Annotated in this window: 17 protein-coding genes; 7 read left to right on the top strand and 10 right to left on the bottom strand. The window is 67.2% G+C overall.

What is annotated here, in order from left to right:
* A partial coding sequence (locus CWS39_RS03200; RefSeq protein ID WP_142386799.1) for a sensor histidine kinase occupies positions 1-646 on the top strand: 646 nt, incomplete at its 5' end.
* Positions 647-706: 60 nt separating this feature from the next.
* Here the strand turns inward: CWS39_RS03200 and CWS39_RS03195 are convergent.
* Genes CWS39_RS03195 through CWS39_RS03185 form a run of 3 tightly spaced genes read right to left on the bottom strand, consistent with a single transcriptional unit; the run spans position 707 to position 3,392 of the window.
* On the bottom strand, positions 707-1,063 hold the full coding sequence (locus tag CWS39_RS03195) for a DUF3054 domain-containing protein (protein WP_102141446.1): 357 nt from the start codon (positions 1,061-1,063) through the stop codon (positions 707-709).
* Positions 1,050-2,255, bottom strand: a complete 1,206-nt coding sequence (locus CWS39_RS03190) for a M23 family metallopeptidase (protein WP_102141445.1) — start codon at positions 2,253-2,255, stop codon at positions 1,050-1,052. Before CWS39_RS03190 ends, CWS39_RS03195 begins: the two co-directional genes overlap by 14 nt.
* Positions 2,256-2,264: 9 nt before the next feature.
* Positions 2,265-3,392: a lysylphosphatidylglycerol synthase transmembrane domain-containing protein gene (locus CWS39_RS03185; RefSeq protein ID WP_102141444.1), complete on the bottom strand. Its 1,128-nt coding sequence runs from the start codon at positions 3,390-3,392 to the stop codon at positions 2,265-2,267.
* 100 nt (positions 3,393-3,492) lie between these two features.
* Between CWS39_RS03185 and CWS39_RS03180 the strand changes: the two genes are divergently transcribed.
* Positions 3,493-4,644 (top strand): AI-2E family transporter, encoded by a 1,152-nt coding sequence (locus tag CWS39_RS03180; protein ID WP_102141443.1) that lies wholly within the window; start codon positions 3,493-3,495, stop codon positions 4,642-4,644.
* Between the two features lie 4 nt (positions 4,645-4,648).
* Here CWS39_RS03180 and mmpL3 read toward each other — a convergent pair whose 3' ends face one another.
* Genes mmpL3 through trmB form a run of 3 tightly spaced genes read right to left on the bottom strand, consistent with a single transcriptional unit; the run spans position 4,649 to position 9,145 of the window.
* Positions 4,649-7,621, bottom strand: a complete 2,973-nt coding sequence (gene mmpL3 / locus CWS39_RS03175) for a trehalose monomycolate exporter MmpL3 (RefSeq protein ID WP_102141442.1) — start codon at positions 7,619-7,621, stop codon at positions 4,649-4,651.
* A gap of 49 nt (positions 7,622-7,670) precedes the next feature.
* The gene (locus tag CWS39_RS03170) at positions 7,671-8,408 is read right to left on the bottom strand and encodes an NYN domain-containing protein (RefSeq protein WP_102141441.1); all 738 of its coding nucleotides are present in this window, start codon (positions 8,406-8,408) and stop codon (positions 7,671-7,673) included.
* Entirely contained in the window at positions 8,405-9,145 is a 741-nt protein-coding gene (trmB, locus tag CWS39_RS03165; RefSeq protein WP_102141477.1) for a tRNA (guanosine(46)-N7)-methyltransferase TrmB, read from the bottom strand. Before trmB ends, CWS39_RS03170 begins: the two co-directional genes overlap by 4 nt.
* A gap of 249 nt (positions 9,146-9,394) precedes the next feature.
* Here trmB and CWS39_RS03160 point away from each other — a divergent pair, with 249 nt between their 5' ends.
* From CWS39_RS03160 to CWS39_RS03150, 3 genes are all read left to right on the top strand, one after another.
* On the top strand, positions 9,395-10,228 hold the full coding sequence (locus CWS39_RS03160) for a hypothetical protein (protein ID WP_233213336.1): 834 nt from the start codon (positions 9,395-9,397) through the stop codon (positions 10,226-10,228).
* On the top strand, positions 10,225-11,700 hold the full coding sequence (locus tag CWS39_RS03155) for a hypothetical protein (RefSeq protein ID WP_102141439.1): 1,476 nt from the start codon (positions 10,225-10,227) through the stop codon (positions 11,698-11,700). Before CWS39_RS03160 ends, CWS39_RS03155 begins: the two co-directional genes overlap by 4 nt.
* A 192-nt stretch (positions 11,701-11,892) precedes the next feature.
* On the top strand, positions 11,893-13,719 hold the full coding sequence (locus tag CWS39_RS03150; protein ID WP_102141438.1) for a phosphoenolpyruvate carboxykinase (GTP): 1,827 nt from the start codon (positions 11,893-11,895) through the stop codon (positions 13,717-13,719).
* Between the two features lie 11 nt (positions 13,720-13,730).
* Here CWS39_RS03150 and CWS39_RS03145 read toward each other — a convergent pair whose 3' ends face one another.
* Both CWS39_RS03145 and CWS39_RS03140 read right to left on the bottom strand, forming a co-directional pair.
* Positions 13,731-14,114, bottom strand: coding sequence for a type II toxin-antitoxin system VapC family toxin (locus CWS39_RS03145; protein ID WP_102141437.1), 384 nt, complete (start codon positions 14,112-14,114; stop codon positions 13,731-13,733).
* Positions 14,111-14,332, bottom strand: coding sequence for an antitoxin (locus CWS39_RS03140; RefSeq protein ID WP_102141436.1), 222 nt, complete (start codon positions 14,330-14,332; stop codon positions 14,111-14,113). The genes CWS39_RS03145 and CWS39_RS03140 overlap by 4 nt, the downstream gene beginning before the upstream one ends.
* Positions 14,333-14,421: 89 nt before the next feature.
* Between CWS39_RS03140 and fadD4 the strand changes: the two genes are divergently transcribed.
* Both fadD4 and CWS39_RS03130 read left to right on the top strand, forming a co-directional pair.
* The gene (fadD4, locus tag CWS39_RS03135; RefSeq protein WP_102141435.1) at positions 14,422-15,936 is read left to right on the top strand and encodes a fatty-acid--CoA ligase FadD4; all 1,515 of its coding nucleotides are present in this window, start codon (positions 14,422-14,424) and stop codon (positions 15,934-15,936) included.
* Positions 15,937-15,959: 23 nt separating this feature from the next.
* On the top strand, positions 15,960-16,817 hold the full coding sequence (locus CWS39_RS03130; protein WP_431306076.1) for an enoyl-CoA hydratase/isomerase family protein: 858 nt from the start codon (positions 15,960-15,962) through the stop codon (positions 16,815-16,817).
* A 51-nt stretch (positions 16,818-16,868) separates the two neighbouring features.
* Here CWS39_RS03130 and CWS39_RS03125 read toward each other — a convergent pair whose 3' ends face one another.
* Together CWS39_RS03125 and CWS39_RS03120 are read right to left on the bottom strand one after the other, a co-directional pair.
* Positions 16,869-17,597, bottom strand: coding sequence for a GntR family transcriptional regulator (locus CWS39_RS03125; protein WP_102141433.1), 729 nt, complete (start codon positions 17,595-17,597; stop codon positions 16,869-16,871).
* On the bottom strand, positions 17,598-18,743 hold the full coding sequence (locus CWS39_RS03120) for an acyl-CoA dehydrogenase family protein (protein WP_102141476.1): 1,146 nt from the start codon (positions 18,741-18,743) through the stop codon (positions 17,598-17,600). It lies immediately after the preceding gene.
* Positions 18,744-18,779: the final 36 nt, after the last annotated feature.

Genomic DNA, 18,779 nt, shown 5'->3' with positions numbered 1-18,779 from the left:
CCTACGAGGCGTCCCCGAAAGACAAGGGAAGCTACGCACTCCGCTGACCGCGATGCGTGCCGATCTGGACACGCTGCGCATCCACGATCTGCCGGCCGAGGAGCGCGCCGAAGTAGTGGCGGACCTGTCGCGCGCGCAACGGCGGGTGGAGGCGATCATCACCGCGCTGGGCCAGCTGGCGTCGGGGCAGTTGGCCCAAGACGAGGACCGCGAGCTGATCGACGTGACCGACCTGCTCGACCGGGTGGCCCGCGAGAACATGCGCGGCGGCGTCGACGTCCAGATCGATGTGGACGTCGACGACGACATCGGCAGCGTCTGGGGTTGGCCGGGTGGGCTGCGGCTCGCGGTGGACAACTTGGTGCGCAACGCGATCACACACGGGCAGGCAAGCAGGGTGGTGTTGGCCGCGCATCGCAAGGACGGTGTGCTGACCATCGTCGTCGACGACAACGGCCGCGGGCTGCCGGCCGAGGAACATCAAGAGGTGCTGGGCCGGTTCCGCCGCGGCAGTACCGCGGCGCCGGGCGGCTCCGGGCTGGGCTTGGCGTTGGTGGCGCAGCAGGCCGCGCTGCACGGCGGCAGCATCGAATTGTCCGACGGGCCGTTGGGCGGCCTGCGCGCGACGTTGACGGTGGCGACCTGACGCCAGACCCACCGCGAGACTGTCGTTATCGTGGTCGGCTCTCGAACTTCTTCTCGATAACTACAGCCTCGCGGAAGCGAACATCGCTGCGCCCCGCCAGCCCAGCAGCAGCACGCTCGTCACCAGCGACGCCACCACCACGAAACTCGGCGAGACGCCTTGAGACGTCAACGCGCGCAGCACCATTCCGACCGCGACGGTGCACACCCAGACCACCACACCGGTCGGCATCAGCGCCAGCGGGCGACGCCAGCCAACTGACAGCAGCCAGCCGACCGCCGTTCCGGCCAGAAAGGGCCACGCGGTTTGGGCGATGCCCGCGATCGAAAGCCCCTCGGCGTGGCTGCGCCGGCCGATGGTGCAGAACAGCACCACACACGCGAGGTCGGCCAGCAGCGCAAAGCTACTGCGTCGCATACGTCATCACATCGAGCTCCAGCGGGCTCACCTCCGACTGGTCGCGGGCCGCGAAGCCGGGCTGCAGTGCGGCGGGTCTGCCGTTCAGCAGTGCTTCGACGCCGTCATCGGACGCCAGCCGGGAGTCCAGCCGGAACGATTTGATGACGAATGGTAATCCGTTGGCCGCCAACGGATCCGGCCCGTCCATCAGATGGAAGTGCAGATGCGGGGCGTCGGAGTTGCCCGAATTGCCCAGCGCGGCGATCACTTGACCGGTGGTCAGCTCGTCGCCCTCCTTCACCTTCAGGCTGCCCGGCTTCAGATGTGCGTAGAAGGCGTAATTGCCGTCACCGATGTCCTGCACGACGTGGTTGCCGCCGTACTGATCGAGCGTCAGACCGGTCGGGCTGACGCCGGGGGTCTGTTCGGGCAAGCCGTCGACAACGGCGACTACCGGACCGTCGGCCACCGCGTGGATGTCGGCGCCGAAGTACGGATAGCTCTCCACCTTCGACTTGTCCCCGGAGAACAGCCGCCCTCCAGGCCCGAGCTGCACATAGTCGATCGCGAATCGTTCAGCCGCCCAGAGCTTTCCGTTGATCGGATTGACCGCCATCCGATGCGCCGACATGCCGCAGCAGCCGTTGGCGTTCACCCAGTCCTCACCGTTCAGCGGCGGCGCGATGGATGCCGGCTCGCGGGTCTGCACATCGACCTCGGCGATCCGCTCCGTCAGCCGTGGCGGCACCAGCGGCGGCGTCGGCCTGGCCACGTCGACGCCGACCTCGTGGATGATCTCGTCGGGCACCTGAGACGGGTCGTTGACGACGACATCGAGCCACACGACCGCGGTCTGTCCGGGCCCGATGACATTGGCGGGAGTGCCCGGGTTGCCGACGGTCCGGGTCCAGAACCTCAGGCTGTCCCCGGCCAGCGTGAGCAGCTTGCGGTCGCCGGCCACCGCGCTCACCGACGTCAACGTCGCGATGTCGGGGTGCATGTTGGTCAGTGTCAGCTCGTACGCCAGGTGGGTGCGCCCGTCGGTGGCCTGCACCGGAATCGGCGCGGCCAGCACCGAACCGATGACGGGTGTGGGCACCGCGGGTGTGGTGGTCGTGGCCGGGCTTGCGTCCGGGGGAGGCTCGTCGCCGCCGCACGCCGTCAGCGCCAGTGCGGCACCAAGGGCCACCGCAGTCTTGAGGTACCGCATACGCCGCTCCTATGGGTCGGGTTCGTGTCGCGCCTCGGGATCGGGGCTGAACTGCGGTGGGCCCTCGACCGCCACCTCACCGTCGGCCAACGCCGCGTCGGGGTCGATGTCCTTCTCGGTGCGGAACATGAAGAAGAACACCACCCAGCCGATGGCCGCGATGAAGATCCAGCTGACCAGCCGGTAGATCAGCATCGCGGAGATCGACGACGCCAGCGTCATCCCGCTGGACACCAGGCCCGGCACCAGCACCGCCTCGACGACGAGCAGCCCGCCGGGCATCAGCGGGATGGAGCCGACGGCGCGGGCGGCGGCGTAGGCGACGGTGACGCCGGCGATCGACGGATGCCCGCCCGCGGCATAGCACGCGAACAGCAGAGCGCCCACGTCGGCGATCCAGTTGAACAGAGACCAACTGAACGCCACCGACAGATCGCGGCGGCCCAGGCTGACCGACTCCAACTGGGTCAGCAGCTCGCGCCATTTCGCCAGGCCGGTGTCGGTGGGCTTGCCGCGAATCTGGTTTACCCACGACAACACCTTGGCGCCGATGCCGTCGATCAGCTCCGGGCGCGTCGCGACCGCCTGGCCCAACAGCACGATGGCCAGCAGGCCGCCGAGCGAAAAGATAAGCGACAGTGGGTTTTTGCTGGCGCCCAGCATGAATGCGCCGCCGAGGCCCAGCAGCGCCAGGCCGATCACCTGCAGCACCCCCGACATCACCAGCTGCCATGAGGCCACCACCGGCGAAGCGCCCCAGATGCGCTGCTGGCGGTAGATGAAGGTGGCCGAGAGCACCGGGCCGCCCGGCATCGTCGTACTGAGCGCGTTGCCGGCGTAGAACGCGGCTTCGGACCGCCACTGCTTGACCGCCACCCCGGCCGACGCCAGCAGCGTGCGCTGGATCTGGGCGAAGCTGTGCATCGACGCCATCGCTGCCACCACCGCGGCCAGCACCCACCACCAGTTGGCCGAGATCAGGCTCTTCCACGCCTTGGCAAGCTGGTCCCACACCAGCCCGACTTCGACGGCCAGCACTATCGCGGCGACGCCGATGATCACCCATCGCAGCCACCAGTACTTGCCGCGGACGGGTGCCTCTCGGCTGCGCGCGCTAGCCGGCGCGTCGTGGGACACGCCCTACAGGGTAAGGCGTAGCGAACCGCATTCCGGGTTTGCGCGCGCGAACCGCCTCGGATCGGTCGAAGCGGCATGACCGGCCGTTACGCTAACCGGCATGCCAGCGGGCCTACATATTGACGACAAGTCGGTGTCCCCTCTCGTGCGCAAAGGCGCGGCCTGGGCCTGGCGGCTGCTGGTCATCCTCGCCGCCCTGGTCGCCCTGCTGTGGCTGATCAAGCGGCTCGAGGTGATCGTGGTGCCGTTCGCGCTGGCGACGATCCTCACCGCGCTGCTGCTGCCCGCCGTCGACTTCCTGGACCGGCGAGGCGCTCCCCGCGGCGGCGCGGTGGCGCTGGTGCTGCTCACCGGAATCGCGGTGGTGGGCGGCATCCTGAGCTTTGTCATCAGCCAGTTCGTCGAGGGCACACCGGAATTGGTCGAACAGGTCACCCGCAGCATCGACGGGGTCCGCGACTGGTTGATCAGCGGCCCGCTGCACCTGAGCCGTGAGCAGATCGACAACGCCGGCGACGCCGCCATCGAGGCGCTGCAGAACAATCAGGAGCGGCTGACCACCGGCGCGTTGTCGACCGCGGGCACCATCACCGAGATCGTCACCGGCGCGCTGCTCATGCTGTTCACGCTGATCTTCCTGCTGCACGGCGGCCGCAACATCTTCGGCTTCGTCACGCTGATCTTTCCCGACCACGTGCGTGAGCGGGTGCGCGACGCGGGCCGGGCCGGGTTCCGCTCGCTGATCGGCTTCGTGCGGGCGACGTTTTTGGTCGCGTTGGTCGACGCGGTCGGCATCGGCACCGGCCTGGCGATCATGGGGGTGCCGCTGGCACTTCCGCTGGCCTCGCTGGTGTTCCTCGGCGCGTTCATCCCGCTGGTCGGTGCCGTGGTCACCGGATTCCTCGCGGTCATCGTGGCGCTGATCGCCAAGGGCTTCATCTACGCGCTGATCACGCTGGGGCTCATCGTCGCCGTGCAGCAGTTGGAGGGACACGTGCTGCAGCCGTTGGTGATGGGCCGGGCGGTGTCGATTCACCCGTTGGCGATCGTGTTGGCCATCGCGGGCGGCGGGGTCTTGGCCGGCATCGTCGGCGCGCTGCTGGCGGTGCCCACGATGGCGTTCCTCAACAGCGCGGTGCGGGTGCTGCTGGCCAGGGACCCGGCGGCCGAGGAGGCCCGTCAGGAGGCAGAGGGGGACGACGGCGCCATCATCGATGCCGAAGCCGATGACGTAGAGCCGGCGAAGGAGTAGCGCGCTACAGCCGACCCTCGCGCCGCAGCAAGTCCTGGGCGCTCATCCCGCCGCCGCGACGCTTACGCTCGTTCTCCTCGGGCGTGTTGAGCTTCTCGGTCGACTCGGGGTCCTGCTTGCGCGGCGTCGGGATGGCCGTGGTGGCATCCGCCGGCGCCGCGTTGCGAGGCCGCCGGTTGCCCTCGGGCGGGGTTCCCGGCGTCGGAATCGCCGTGGTGGGTTCGTTGCCCTGCGGCGGCCGGCCTCCACGCGGCGGGCGCGGCCTCTGCGCTTCGGGCATCGCCCGCGTCGGGTCGGCCGACGGCGGCTTGGAACCCGAAGGGGCGCCGCGCAATTCGCCCAACCACGACTCGATCTCGCGTTCCTCGCGTGGCGGCGGCGGTGGAGCCGACGGACGTGGGGGGCGGTGCGTGGGGATGGCCGTCGTCGCGTTGTTCACCACGTTGCGCACCGCGTTCTTGGCCATGGACAGCCGCGTGGTGGGCGGTTCAGGCCGAGGGTTCTGCGGTGACGGGATGCGCGTCGTACCGGCCCCCGACGGACCACTCGCCCGGGGCGCGATCCGAACCGGGCCAGGACGCGAAGCGCCCTCAACGCCGGGATGCGTCGGATCGTGCGGCGGACGCGGGCGCGTAGGCGAAGGCGGCACCGGCGCACCGGCACCGACGAGGGCCTCGTCGGGCTCGCTTGCGGTGGGACGCTTGCGCTCGTCGGGCAATTCGGTTTCGCCGAGCCCCAAGCGCTCCTGGATGCGCTTCATCCAGCGCGGCGCCCACCAGCAGTCGTCGCCGAGCAGCTTCATGATGGCCGGTACCAGGAACATCCGGATCACGGTGGCGTCCAACAGCAGTGCGATCAGCAGGCCGAACGCCAGGTACTTCATCATCACCAGGTCGGAGAACGCGAACGCACCGGCCACCACCGCCAGGATCAGCGCGGCGCCGGTGATCAACCGACCCGTCGTGGCGGTGCCGATCCGGATGGCCTCGGCGGTGGACATACCGCGCTCGCGGGCCTCGACCATGCGGGACACCAGGAACACCTCGTAGTCCGTGGACAGACCCCAGATGATCGCGATGATCATGCCGATCATCGGCGCCATCAGCGGCTGCGGGGTGTAGTTCATCAAGCCGGCGCCGTGGCCGTCGACGAACATCCACGTGAGCACACCCATCGTCGAACCCAACGTGAGCGCGCTCATCACGGCGGCCTTGATCGGCAGCACCACCGAGCCGAATGCCAGGAACATCAGGATGGTCGTGGTGACGATCAGCACGGTCACCATCAACGGCAGCTGCGAGAACAGGCTGTGGATGCTGTCCTGCTCCAGTGCGGGCGTACCGCCGACGGACACGGTAATGCCGCGTGGCGGTGTCAGCGCTCGCAGCTCGTCGATCTTCTCCGCGGCGTCGTTGCGGTTCTCCAGACCGTTCTGGATCACCCGAACCGACGGGTCCTTGGACGCGCCATCGAGATACGGGCGTTCCTGCCACATCTTCGACGGGTCGTCTTCGGGTTGGATGAAGCCTGACACTGTCATCGCCTTGGCCCGTATATCGGCGATCTGTTGATCGGTGATGGGTTCGTCGTTGTCGCTTTCCATCACGATGGTCAGCGGTTCGGTGCGGAAACCGGGGAAGGTCCTGTCGAATTCCTCCTGCGCCTGGCGCACGGAATTGTCTGGGGGCAAATACTTTTCGCTGATACCACCGAGCGACAGCTGGCCCAGCGGGATGATCATCAGAATCAGGATGATGGTGATCGGCGCGGCAAATGCGATGGGCCGCTTCATCACTCGGTTGACGAGCTTGCCCCAGAAGCCCTGCTCGACCTCTTCGCGGGTCTTGGTCTTCTGCGTCTTCTCGGCGAACCACTCGATGATGCGGCGCGACAGCGGCCAGTTGCGCAGGAACGGCACCCGCAGCAGGGTGCGCACCCCGAAGGCGTCGACGTTGGGTCCGAGGATGGCCAGCGCGCCGGCCAGCACCGTGATCGACAGGATCGCCGACAGCATGACCGTGACGATGATCGCGTAGGTGATGGACTTCAGGAAGCCCTGCGGGAACAGCAGCAGCGGCAACGCGGACGCGACGATGATCACCGCGGAGAACGTCACGGTGCGGCCCGACGTCATCATCGTCCGCCGCACGGCGGCCTCGGTGTCATAACCCTCGGCGATTTCTTCTCGGAACCGGCTCACGATGTAGAGACCGAAGTCGATCGCGATACCGAGCCCGACGAGGGTCACCACGGGCTGGGCGAAGAAGTGCACGGGCGCGAATTCGGCGACGAGCCGCATGACGCCCAGCGAGCCGGCGATGGTCAGGCCGCCGACGATCATCGGCAAGCTGGCCGCGACCACGCCGCCGAACACGAAGAACAGCACGACCATGACAAGCGGCACGCCGAGCAGTTCGCCGCGCCGTTGGTCTTCGCCGATGGTGCCGGTCAATTCGGCGGCCAGCGGCTGCAGACCGGCAAGTTTCACGTCGACGCCGTCGTCGCGGATCTTGAGCAGATCGTCTTTGACCAACTTGTAGTTGTTCAGGATCGCGTCGTCGTTGTCGCCCTTGAGCTGGACGGACATAAACGCGTGTTGTTTGTCCCCGTCCGCCATGTTCTTGAGGATTTCGGGGCTCTTGAAATAACCGATCGACCGCAGAATTTCGTCGGGGTGGTCACGTTCAAGCTGCGCCAAATTGTCCAGAATTTTCTTCGTGAAAGCTGGATCGTCGACGGTCTTGCCCTCGGGCGCGGTGTAAAGCGCAATGATGTGACCCGACGTATCACGGCCGTACGCCTCGTCGGCAACCAGCGAAGCGTGCACCGATTCACTGCCGTCGTCATAGAAGCCGCTCTGTGTGACGTGCTTGCCCAGGCTCATCCCGAAGATGCCGCCACCCAGGCACAGGGCGACCATGACGCCGATCACGATGTATCGGTATCGGTACACCGTTCGACCCCACCAGGCGAACACGTAAGCTCCTTACTAGTCTTTCTGCGACCCCGCGCAATTCAGTTGTCGTCTACATTCGCGAGGTCAGTAGCGAGGACAGCGGCCGGAATGGCTGCAGCCAAGCCCCTTGCTCGGGCAGCGAATCTAGGCCGATTCGCGGTAGCGGTTCCCGGAAAACACCAGGAATGTCCTCCAGGTCGACAAACTCCAAGGTATCCGACGCTAGCGCCCAACTTGCATGTTCGCGAAATCCGAGCACCTGAACGGGAGTGCCGTCGCGGGCGATCTCTTCCAGCGGCTGCTTGAACGCCTGCCCGTCGGCGGAGGCCACCAGCACGCTGGCCAGACCCTCGCTGCGGCGCAGCGCGATGTGGTTGAGCATGTCGCTGTCGACGTCGCTGTCGTCATCGATCTTCGGCTTGGCGAAAACCGCGAACCCCACGTTACGCAATGCCTCCACCCACGGCCTAACCACATCGGCGCTACCTGGGGCGATGTTGGTGAAGACGGTGGCTTCCGGCTCCAGTGAGACATCAGGTCTGTTCGCGGCGAGCTCGGCGGTGCGGGCCAGCAGCCAGCGGCCCAGCGCATCGAAGCGGGGCCGGTGCGCGGCAGTCGGTCGCCCGCCCAGGATCGAGCCGAGGCCCATGTCCAGGTTGGGCGCGTCCCACACCAGCAGCACCCGCTGCACGCCGATACCGATTCCCGAGTCGCTTCGCTCCTGCCCTCCGGACGGGGTGGGCTCGGGTGGGGTCGGGGCGGCCCCCATCTGCTCGCCCGTGTCGGGGATGTCTTCCGTCACGCTCATCGCCGCTTCTCCCAGACCAGTTCGGCGACCTCGCTGCCCGCGGTCTGCGCCTTGTTCTCGTATTTGGTGACCGGGCGCTGCACCGAGATCGGCAGGGCTGCGGTGGTGGCGGTGACCCGCTGCAGCCGGGGTTCGGCGTCGCCGACTTCGGCGATCTGTTCGGCGTAGCCGGCGTGGTCGGTGGCTGCGTGCAGGATGCCGCCGGGGCGGAGCCGGTCGGCGATCAGCGCGACGGTGGCCGGTTGCAGCAGCCGCCGCTTGTGGTGGCGGGCCTTCGGCCACGGGTCGGGGAAGAACACCCGCACGCCGGTCAGCGACGCCGGGCCGAACATGTGCTCGAGCACGTCGACGCCGTCGCCGCGGATCAGCCGGATGTTGGTGACGCCTTCGCGGTCGATGGCGCTGAGCAGCTGCGCGAGCCCGCGTTTGTAGACCTCCACGGCGACCACATCGAGATGCGGTTCGGCCTGCGCCATGGCCAGGGTCGAGGTGCCGGCGCCGCAGCCGATCTCGAGCACCACCGGTGCCTCGCGGCCGAACCAGGTGACGGTGTCGAGGCGGTTGGGGTTACCGGCGTCGTCGCGGGCCGCCATGCCCAGCTCCGGCCAGCGTCGCTCCCAGGTTGCTTGCTGGCCGCCGGACAGAGAGGACCGCCGGGAACGGAAGCTGGTGACGCGGCGATGCTGATGCGTGGCGGCGGGTACGTCGCGCGCATGCATTCGTCCATGGTCGCTCATCAACGCCGGTGTGCCCGCATCGTGGTAGAGATTGATACCCAACAGTTGCCTTCGGCAGGTACAAAACAACTGCTCGCGGCGGTGCCGCGGAGGTGGGAGCATTTGCCGTACCCGCCGGGCAGCTGTCCGGTGTGCTAGCAGGAAGGCCGCCAGATTTTCGCCGACGCGCTGATTCGGTTCGCTGAGAGGACTCGCGAACCGCGGTTGACGCCAATCATCCGGCGTCTCGGTTGTCCGTTGAGTGTTGCTGTGCGGGGCCGAGCCGGGGTGGGCGCCGGGACGGTCGCTCGGGCGCTTTCGAGCGCGGGCGTCGTGGTGACCGACGGCGAGGCGGCCGACGTGGCGGTGCTCGTGGTGGCCGAGGCGGTCAAACCCGAAGACTCGGCGGCGGGCGATTCGACGCTGATGGTGCTGAACAAGGCCGACCTGCTGGGTGGCATGGCCGGTGAACGGGCCGCGCAGTGCCGCGCGCTGACCGGGGTGCCGACGGTGCCGATGGCGGCGTTGCTAGCGGATGTGACGCTTGACGACGAGGCGGTCGCGGCGTTGCGGGCGCTGTCGGCCGAGCCCGCCGATCTGAGTTCCACCGATGCGTTCGTGCAGTGCCCGCATCGGTTGCCACGCGAGGTGCGGGCGCGCCTGTTGGAGCGCTTGGATCGGTTCGGCATCGCCACCGCGGTCGCGGCGCTGGGCCGGGGCGTCGCGCCTGAGGCGCTACCCGCGGTGCTGCGGAAGGTCAGTGGTGTCGATGACGTCGTTGCGGCGGTACATATCGTCGCGGCGCCGGCACGGTATCGGCGGGTGCGCTCGGCCGTCGCCGAATTGCAGGCGCTGGCAGTGCATTCCGAGCGCGTCGCGGAGTTCCTCGCTTCCGATGACGCCGTTGTCGCGGTGATGGCCGCGGCCGTCGACGTCGTGGAGGCGGCCGGGCTCGATGTCGATCGCGGCGACGGGCCGGCAGCGCATCTGCGCAGGGCGGTGCACTGGCGGCGTTACAGCCGCGGTCCGGTGGATGCGCTGCACCGCACGTGCGGGGCCGACATCGCGCGTGGCTCGCTGCGGCTGGTGGGGAGGGTGCTGTGACAGACGATCCTGTCGCGGCGGCGGATGCCGTGGTGGCGGCGGTCGATCCGGGGCTGCGTTCGCCGGGAATCGAAAGCCGCGACGTGGTGCTGGTGACCGGGCCGTGGCTGGCGGGTACGACGAGTCTCATTGCGGCGCTGCGCGAGCGGATGCCCGAGCACACCTTCGTCGAATCCGAAGAACTCGGCCCGGCCGATGCCCCCGCCGCGGTGGTGTTCGTGTTGTCGGCGATCGCGCCGGTGACCGAATCCGATTGTGCGCTGGTCGATCTGGCCGCCAACCACACCGACTTAGTGATCGGTGCAGTCGCCAAGATCGACACCCACCGCGGCTGGCGCGATGTGCTGGCCGCCGACCAGGCCATCCTCGCCGAGCGGGCGCCTCGGTACGCGCACATGCCGTGGGTGGGGGTGGCCGCCGCCCCCGAAGCGGGCAAACCACAGCTCGACGAACTGGTCGAGCTGCTGTCGGCGCGATTGAATGACCCTGATACCAAGCGCCGAAACCGCCTGCGCGCCTGGGAAACCCGGCTGGAGACAGTGATGGCACGATATCGGGCCGATGGCTCCGGCGCCGATCGGGAGGCCCGCGTCACCGCACTGCGCAAACGCCGCGACGACATCCTGCGCGGCCGTCGGCTGTCGAAATCCGAGCGCACCATCGCTCTGCGCAGCCAGATCCAGCAGGCGCGGGTTCAGCTGTCGTATTTCGCCCGCAACCGGTGTACGTCGGTGCGTTCGGAACTGCAAGAGGACGTCTCGGGTCTCAGCAGGCGCCGCATCGGCCGGTTCGAGAAGTATGTGCGCAGCCGCGCCGACGAGGTGGTCGCCGAAGTCGACGAAGGCATCACCAAGCATCTCGGCGATGTCGCACGCGAGCTCGGCCTGACCGCACCCGCTGCCACGTCGGCCGTCCAGCGCCCGGAAATCCCCGCGCCGCCGCTGAAATCGCGACGTCTGGAAACCCGGCTGATGATGGTGCTGGGCGCCGGCTTCGGGCTCGGTGTGGCGCTGGCGGTGAGCCGGCTGTTCGCTGGCGTCGCGCCGGGGTTGACCATTGCGGGACTGGTGGCCGGCGGTGTCGTGGGGCTGGTGCTCACGGTGTGGGTCGTCGGCATCCGTGGACTCCTGCACGATCGCGCCGTGCTCGACCGGTGGGTCACCGACGTCACCACCACCCTGCGATCGTCAACCGAGCAGCTCGTCGCCACCCGCGTGCTGGCCGCCGAAGCCTCGTTGACCTCGGAACTGGCCGCGCTGGACGAACGGGAGAGCGCGACCGCGGCCGAGCGGATCGCCGAGATCGACGCCGAGCTGCGCGAGCATGCGCTGGCGACGGCGCGTGCGGCCGCGGTGGCCGAGCGCCGGCTGCCGCCGCTGCAGCAAGCGCTCGATGCGGTGCGCGCTGAACTGTACGGCCCGGCGCCGGAGCCGTCCGGCAATGGTTCGATGCGCGCGCGGACTGATGCTTGACGCGCTATTGCTCCGGTTACTCCCGGGTAACGCTAATCTGAATCGTTCCTGTGAGTCATCGGACATAGTTCCGATTAACCGCGGGTATGTCACCCACGTTAACCTCTGTACTAAGGACGTGACCGCCATGCCGGCGCGAGGACCTGCGTCCTGGCTGGAACCCGTACGCAGGAAGATTGGATAGGCACACAGATGACCGCAGCGACCATTCCGGGTCTGGACACCGCACCGACCAAACACCAGGGATTGCTGGCCTGGGTCCAAGAGGTCGCAGAGCTGACTCAGCCCGATCGAGTGGTGTTCGCCGACGGTTCGGAGGAAGAGTTCGAGCGGTTGACCGCTCACCTGGTTGAGGCCGGCACCTTCCGTCGGCTCAACGACGAGAAGAAGCCCAATTCATACCTTGCGCTGTCCGACCCGTCCGACGTCGCGCGCGTCGAGTCGCGCACCTTCATCTGTTCCGAGCGCGAGATCGACGCCGGGCCCACCAACAACTGGATGGACCCGACCGAGATGCGCTCGATCATGACCGACCTGTACCGGGGCTGCATGCGCGGGCGCACGATGTGGGTGGTGCCGTTCTGCATGGGCCCGCTGGGTGCCGAGGATCCCAAGCTCGGCGTGGAGATCACCGACTCCGAGTACGTCGTCGTGTCGATGCGCACCATGACCCGGATGGGCAAGGCCGCGTTGGACAAGCTCGGCGACGACGGCTTCTTCGTCAAGGCGCTGCACTCGGTCGGCGCCCCGCTGGAGCCAGGTCAAAAGGATGTGCCCTGGCCGTGCAACGACACCAAGTACATCAGCCACTTCCCTGAGACCCGCGAGATCTGGAGCTTCGGCTCGGGCTACGGCGGCAACGCGCTGCTGGGCAAGAAGTGCTACTCGCTGCGGATCGCCTCGGCGATGGCCCACGATGAGGGCTGGCTCGCCGAGCACATGCTGATCCTCAAGCTGATCAGCCCGGAGAACAAGGCGTACTACATTGCGGCGGCGTTCCCGTCGGCGTGCGGTAAGACCAACCTGGCGATGATCCAGCCGACCGTACCCGGCTGGCGTGCCGAGACTTTGGGCGACGACATCGCGTGGATGCGGTTCGGCAAGGACGGCCGACTGTACGCGGTCAATCCGGAGTTCGGCTTCTTCGGCGTCGCGCCGGGCACCAACTGGAAGACCAACCCGAATGCGATGAAGACCATCGAGGCCGGCAACACCGTCTTCACCAACGTGGCGCTGACCGACGACGGCGACGTGTGGTGGGAAGGCCTCGAAGGCGACCCGCAGCACCTGATCGACTGGAAGGGCCGCGACTGGACGCCCGACTCCGAGGAGAAGGCCGCGCACCCGAATTCGCGCTACTGCACGCCGATGTCGCAGTGCCCGACGCTGGCCCCGGAGTGGGACGACCCGCAGGGCGTGCCGATCTCGGCGATTCTGTTCGGCGCGCGCCGCAAGACCACGGTGCCGCTGGTGACGCAGGCCACCGACTGGCAGCACGGCGTATTCATCGGCGCCACAATGGGTTCCGAGCAGACCGCCGCGGCCGAGGGCAAGGTCGGCACGGTGCGCCGCGATCCGATGGCGATGCTGCCGTTCCTCGGCTACAACGTCGGCGACTACTTCCAGCACTGGATCGACATCGGCAAGAACTCCGACGAGTCCAAACTGCCGAAGGTGTTCTTCGTCAACTGGTTCCGCCGCGGCGACGACGGCCGCTTCCTGTGGCCGGGCTTCGGCGAGAACAGCCGCGTGCTGAAGTGGGCGATCGATCGCATCGAGGGCCGGGCGTCGGGTCGGTCGACGCCGATCGGCATCGTGCCGACGGCTGAGGATCTCGACCTGTCCGGTCTGGACGTCGACCTCGCCGATGTCGAAGCAGCGCTGGCGGTGCGTGCCGATGAGTGGCGCGAGGAGCTGCCGCTGATCGAGGAGTGGTTCGAGTTCGTCGGCGAGAAGCTGCCGACGGGCATCAAGGACGAGTTCGACGCACTCAAGCACCGGCTGGCCGAAGAGGCGTAGCCGCGGCTCAGTTATCTCGGCACGACGGTTACCGGGCAGCGGATTCCGGCCGCCTGACTCAAGCGGGCATCGGCGGTGATCAGTTCACCGTCCAGGGTCTCGGCGAGCGCGAGATAACTCGCGTCGTAGGCCGATACGTTGTCGCGCAACTCCCAGATCCGTGACAGCAGCCCGGCCATCGGATAGCGGGTGAGTGCGAGCCGACGCCAGGCGTCCAATGCGCGCCAGCTGTCTGCCGCGGTGATCTCACCGGCGTGGACGAGCCGTCGCAGGCCGCTGGCGACTTCCGGATCGGCAAGGTGAGGCACATGGATGCCGCCGGTTGCGAGCCGTCGACGAGCCGGCCCGTCGTTGAGCAGCCCGGCGATCGCTGCCGACGCGTCGACGACGATCACCGCTGCGCGCGTTCGGTATCCAGCTGCGCGACCAACGTGCGGGTGTCGATATCGAGGTCGGGCAGCGCAGCCAGCAGCTCCGGATTGTCCACGCGCCGAGAGGCTGCGGCCAGTTCGCGGATCGCGACCGCGTTCAGCGACATGCGGTCACGTTCGGCCAGGCGCTGCAACCGCTCGACGACGTCGTCGGGCACGTTCCGGAGGTAGATCGTCCGCATGTTGCAACATGCTAGCAAATTGCAACAACAGGCTATGTCGGGCCGACCTCTTGACACCCGTCAAGTTTGGTCGTCGTAAAGTTCTGCGCATGCAGATTCGCGAACACCTCGGCAGCGGCAAACCGGCCATCATCCTGTACCCGTCGGGCGCGGTCATCACCTTCGACGACCTCGAGGCGCGGGCCAATCGGCTGGCCCACTTCTTCCGCCAACACGGTCTGCATGAAGGCGACGTGGTCGCGATTCTCATGGAGAACAACGAGCACATGCACGCGATCATGTGGGCGGCGCGGCGGGCCGGCCTGTACTACGTGCCGATCAACACGCATCTGACCGCGGCCGAAGCCGCCTACATCATCGACAACAGCGGGGCCTCGGCGATCATCGGCTCGGCAGCGCTGCGCAAGACCTGCGAAGGTCTCGAGGCCGAGCTGCCCAACGGATTGCCCTCTCTGCTGATGATCGCCGATGATGACCTCGACGGCTGGCTGCGCTACCCGGAATGCGTTGCCGATCAACCGGATACCCCCATCGACGACGAGATCGAAGGCGATCTGCTGCAGTACTCGTCGGGCACCACCGGGCGGCCCAAGGGCATCAAACGTGAACTGCCGCATGTGCCGCCGTCCGAAGCTCCCGGCCTGATGTCCATGCTGGTGAGCGTCTGGATGGACTCGGAATCGATCTACCTGAGCCCAGCGCCGCTCTATCACACCGCGCCGTCGGTGTGGTCGATGAGCGTGCAGGCGGCGGGCATCCCGACCGTCGTGATGGAGAAGTTCGACGCCGAAGGCTGTCTTGACGCCATTCAGAAGTACCGCGTCACCCACGGGCAGTTCGTGCCCGCGATGTTCACCCGAATGCTGAAACTGCCGCATTCTGTGCGTGATTCGTACGACGTGTCCAGCCTGAAACGGGTGATCCACGCCGCCGCGCCGTGCCCGGTCGAGATCAAGAAACAGATGATCGACTGGTGGGGCCCGATCGTCGACGAATACTACGCCTCGTCCGAGGCGCACGGGTCGACGCTCATCAGCGCCGAAGAGTGGCTGGCACATCCGGGTTCGGTAGGTAAGCCGATGACCGGTGCGGTCCACATCCTCGACGAGGACGGCAACGAGTTGCCGCCGGGTCAAGCAGGCGAGATCTACTTCGAGGGCGGACACACCTTCGAGTACCTCAACGACCCTGAGAAGACGGCGAAGTCACGCGACCGGCACGGCTGGACGACCGTCGGTGATATCGGCTACCTCGACGAAGAGGGTTACCTGTATTTGACCGACCGCCGCCACCACATGATCATCTCGGGCGGGGTGAACATCTACCCGCAGGAAGCCGAGAACATGCTCATCACCCATCCGAAGGTGTTGGATGCGGCGGTGTTCGGGATTCCCGACGACGAGATGGGCCAAAGTGTCAAGGGCGTCGTGCAGACGGTCGATCCGGCCGACGCGACCAACGAGTTCGCCGACGAATTGCTGGGTTGGCTGCGGGATCGGTTGGCGCACTACAAATGTCCGCGGTCGATCTCGTTCGAGCAACAGCTGCCCCGCACCGATACCGGCAAGCTGTACAAACACGAACTCATCGCCAAATATTCGTGAGCACAGTCGAGCTAGCGGGCAGCATCGTCGTCGGCGTCGAAAGCGCTTCTGAAGAGGTAACTTTCACGCTGACCGAGGCTGGGTCCGCCGATCGCCGCGCTGTAACGGTCGCGTCCGTGCCCGAGGCGCTCGTCGAACTGCGGGCACGCTGTGAACGGTGGCCGCAAACGGCGGCGGTGTGCGACGACGTCCTGCGTTCGATCGATCCGGACGGGCCGACGCGGGCGGGGGTGATCACCGAGTCGCTGGCGTACTCGACATTGCAGTCGGGGCCGGAGTTCGCGCGTTGGCTCGCCGAACGCGGTCCGGCGAGGATGCCCGCGATCCCGGACCCGGTGGTGGCGTCACGGGACGGCGACACGTTGCATGTGAGGTTCAACCGGCCGCAGCGGCACAACGCGTTTTCCACCGACGCCCGCGCCGCGCTGCTCGAAGCTTTGGAGGTCGCGCGGCTCGACCCGTCGGTCACCGAAATGGTGTTGTCGGGCAATGGCCCGTCGTTCTGCAGCGGGGGAGACCTCGCCGAGTTCGGCACGTTCGCTGACCCGGCCAGCGCGCATCTGGCCCGCACCCGGCACAGCCCGGCGCTGGTGCTCGACGAGATCACTGCGCGGCTGGGCCGTCGTTGTCGTGCCGAAGTGCACGGCCAGGTGTTGGGCAGCGGACTCGAGATGGCCGCCTATTGCGGTTGGGTGCAGTCGCATCCGGACGCAGTGTTCGGACTGCCCGAACTGAGCCTTGGCCTGGTGCCCGGGGCCGGTGGCACCGTCAGCATCACCCGGCGCATCGGGCGCTGGCGCACCGCGTATCTGGTGCTGTCCGGCCGTCGCATCGATGCCGAAACCGCGCTGAGCTGGGGCCTGATCGACGCCATCGAGTGACTTCGGTGTAGTTGGTTGCGCTCAGCGCAACCAACTACGCCGAAATCGCGGTCAGCTGGAGCGGCGCAGCGTCACCCGATAGGTGTACTGCTCGGGCAGGAAATAGCTCACCGACAGCTCGACGGGCCGACCCGACGCATCCGAATACAGTCGGTCCACCCGCAACATGGCGTGCTCGGGTTCGCAGCCCACCGCATCAGCGACGGCAGCGTCGGCGGGAGCAACCGTAATCGATTGCGCCGCTTCGCTTATCGGCTCAGCCAGGTGCGGCTCCAGCAACCCGATGACGGTGTGGGTGCCCGTCGCGCCCTGGTCGAGGTCGGGGGAGTCCAGCACGGGCTGGGCCACCGGCTCGGGCAGGTGCACCATGGTCAGTACGAACGGGATGCCATCGTGCAGTCGCCGGAACACGACCGAGTACACGATGTCGTCGTCGAGCCGCAACCGGCTGGCTGCGTCGACATCCACCCGCCGGTGCAAGCCCGTCAACACCTCCATGGTGGTGTCCTCGGACAGGCTCATCAGGTCTTCGATCGACCCGAGCTGGCGTAGATAGCGTCGTCCCGTCTCGGTGGCGTACGTGCCGCGACCCGGCACCCGGTGCACCACCCCCTCGGCGACCAGATCCTGGAATGCGCGCCGCACCGTTTGCCGCGAAAGACCATGCCGGGCAACGAGTTCGGATTCCGTGGGCAGCCGGACGCCTTGTGGGTAGCGGCCCACGGCGATCTCGTTGCGCAATTGTTCGCGCAGCACCTGATATGCCGGCTCGGCCTTCACCTAGAGGCCTCCCCGGGCGACCAGCTGCGCGGCGATGACATTGCGTTGGATCTCGTTGGTGCCTTCGCCGACGATCATCAGCGGGGCGTCGCGGAAGTAGCGTTCGACGTCGTACTCGGTGGAATAGCCGTAGCCGCCGTGGATCCGCACCGCATTCAACGCGATCTCCATCGCCACTTCGGAGGCGAACAGCTTGGCCATGCCCGCCTCCATATCGCAGCGCTCGCCGCTGTCGTACCGCTCGGCGGCGTAGCGGGTGAGCTGGCGGGCCGCGGTCAGTTTGGTCGCCATGTCGGCCAGGTAATTGCCGACTGATTGGTGCTTCCAGATCGGCTGGCCGAAGCTCTCCCGCTCCTGGGCATAGCGCAGCGCGTCCTCGAGCGCCGCCGTCGCCACTCCGAGTGCTCGCGACGCCACCTGAATGCGGCCGGTCTCAAGGCCTTTCATCATCTGCGCAAAGCCCTTACCGGGCTGGCCGCCGAGGACCGCCGACGCAGGCACCCGGTAGCCGTCGAAACTCAGCTCGCAAGACTCGACGCCCTTGTAGCCCAGTTTGGGCAGATCCCGCGATACGGTCAGGCCCTCGCCGTGCTCGACGAGCACCACCGAGATGCCGGCGTGCCGTGGTGTGGCGTTCGGATCGGTCTTGCACAGCAACGCGATCAGCCCGGAGCGGCGGGCATTGCTGATCCACGTTTTGGATCCGTTGATCACCAACTCGCCGTCGCCGGCGGGCAATGCCGTCGTCTTCATGTTCTGCAGATCCGAGCCGCCGCCGGGCTCCGTCAGCGCCATCGTCGCACGTACCTCGCCGGTGGCCATCGGCGGCAGGTAGCGCCGCTTCTGCTCCTCGGTACCGAACAACGTGAGCAGCTTGGCCACCACGGTGTGCCCGCCCATCGCACCGGCCAGGCTCATCCACCCGCGGGAGAGCTCCTGGGTGACCTCGACGTAGCACGGCATCGACACCGGCGAGCCGCCGTATTCCTCGGGGATGGCCAGCCCGTAGATGCCGATGCGCTTCATCTGCTCGATCCACGCCTCGGGGTACTGGTTGGCGTGCTCGACCTCGCGGACCGTCGGCTTGACGTCGCGGTCGATGAATTCGCGTACCGTCGCGACCAGTAGCGATTCTTCTTCGTTCAGCTGCACGGGCCACCCTCACTCGAAATGTACGGCCAT

Origin of the sequence: Mycobacterium hubeiense (assembly GCF_002838065.1) — a bacterium.
Classification (GTDB): Bacteria; Actinomycetota; Actinomycetes; order Mycobacteriales; family Mycobacteriaceae; genus Mycobacterium; species Mycobacterium hubeiense.
The sequence above is the reverse complement of the archived record's forward strand: the minus strand, read 5'-3'. Positions and strand labels throughout refer to the sequence as shown.

Excerpts from the sequence above, each read along its gene's own strand:
- CWS39_RS03195 (WP_102141446.1), bottom strand. The coding sequence starts at position 1,063 with ATGCGACGCAGTAGCTTTGCGCTGCTGGCCGACCTCGCGTGTGTGGTG.
- CWS39_RS03140 (WP_102141436.1), bottom strand. The coding sequence starts at position 14,332 with ATGCGGACGATCTACCTCCGGAACGTGCCCGACGACGTCGTCGAGCGG.
- CWS39_RS03180 (WP_102141443.1), top strand. The coding sequence starts at position 3,493 with ATGCCAGCGGGCCTACATATTGACGACAAGTCGGTGTCCCCTCTCGTG.
- CWS39_RS03170 (WP_102141441.1), bottom strand. The coding sequence starts at position 8,408 with ATGAGCGTGACGGAAGACATCCCCGACACGGGCGAGCAGATGGGGGCC.
- trmB (WP_102141477.1), bottom strand. The coding sequence starts at position 9,145 with ATGAGCGACCATGGACGAATGCATGCGCGCGACGTACCCGCCGCCACG.
- CWS39_RS03190 (WP_102141445.1), bottom strand. The coding sequence starts at position 2,255 with ATGCGGTACCTCAAGACTGCGGTGGCCCTTGGTGCCGCACTGGCGCTG.
- CWS39_RS03150 (WP_102141438.1), top strand. The coding sequence starts at position 11,893 with ATGACCGCAGCGACCATTCCGGGTCTGGACACCGCACCGACCAAACAC.
- fadD4 (WP_102141435.1), top strand. The coding sequence starts at position 14,422 with ATGCAGATTCGCGAACACCTCGGCAGCGGCAAACCGGCCATCATCCTG.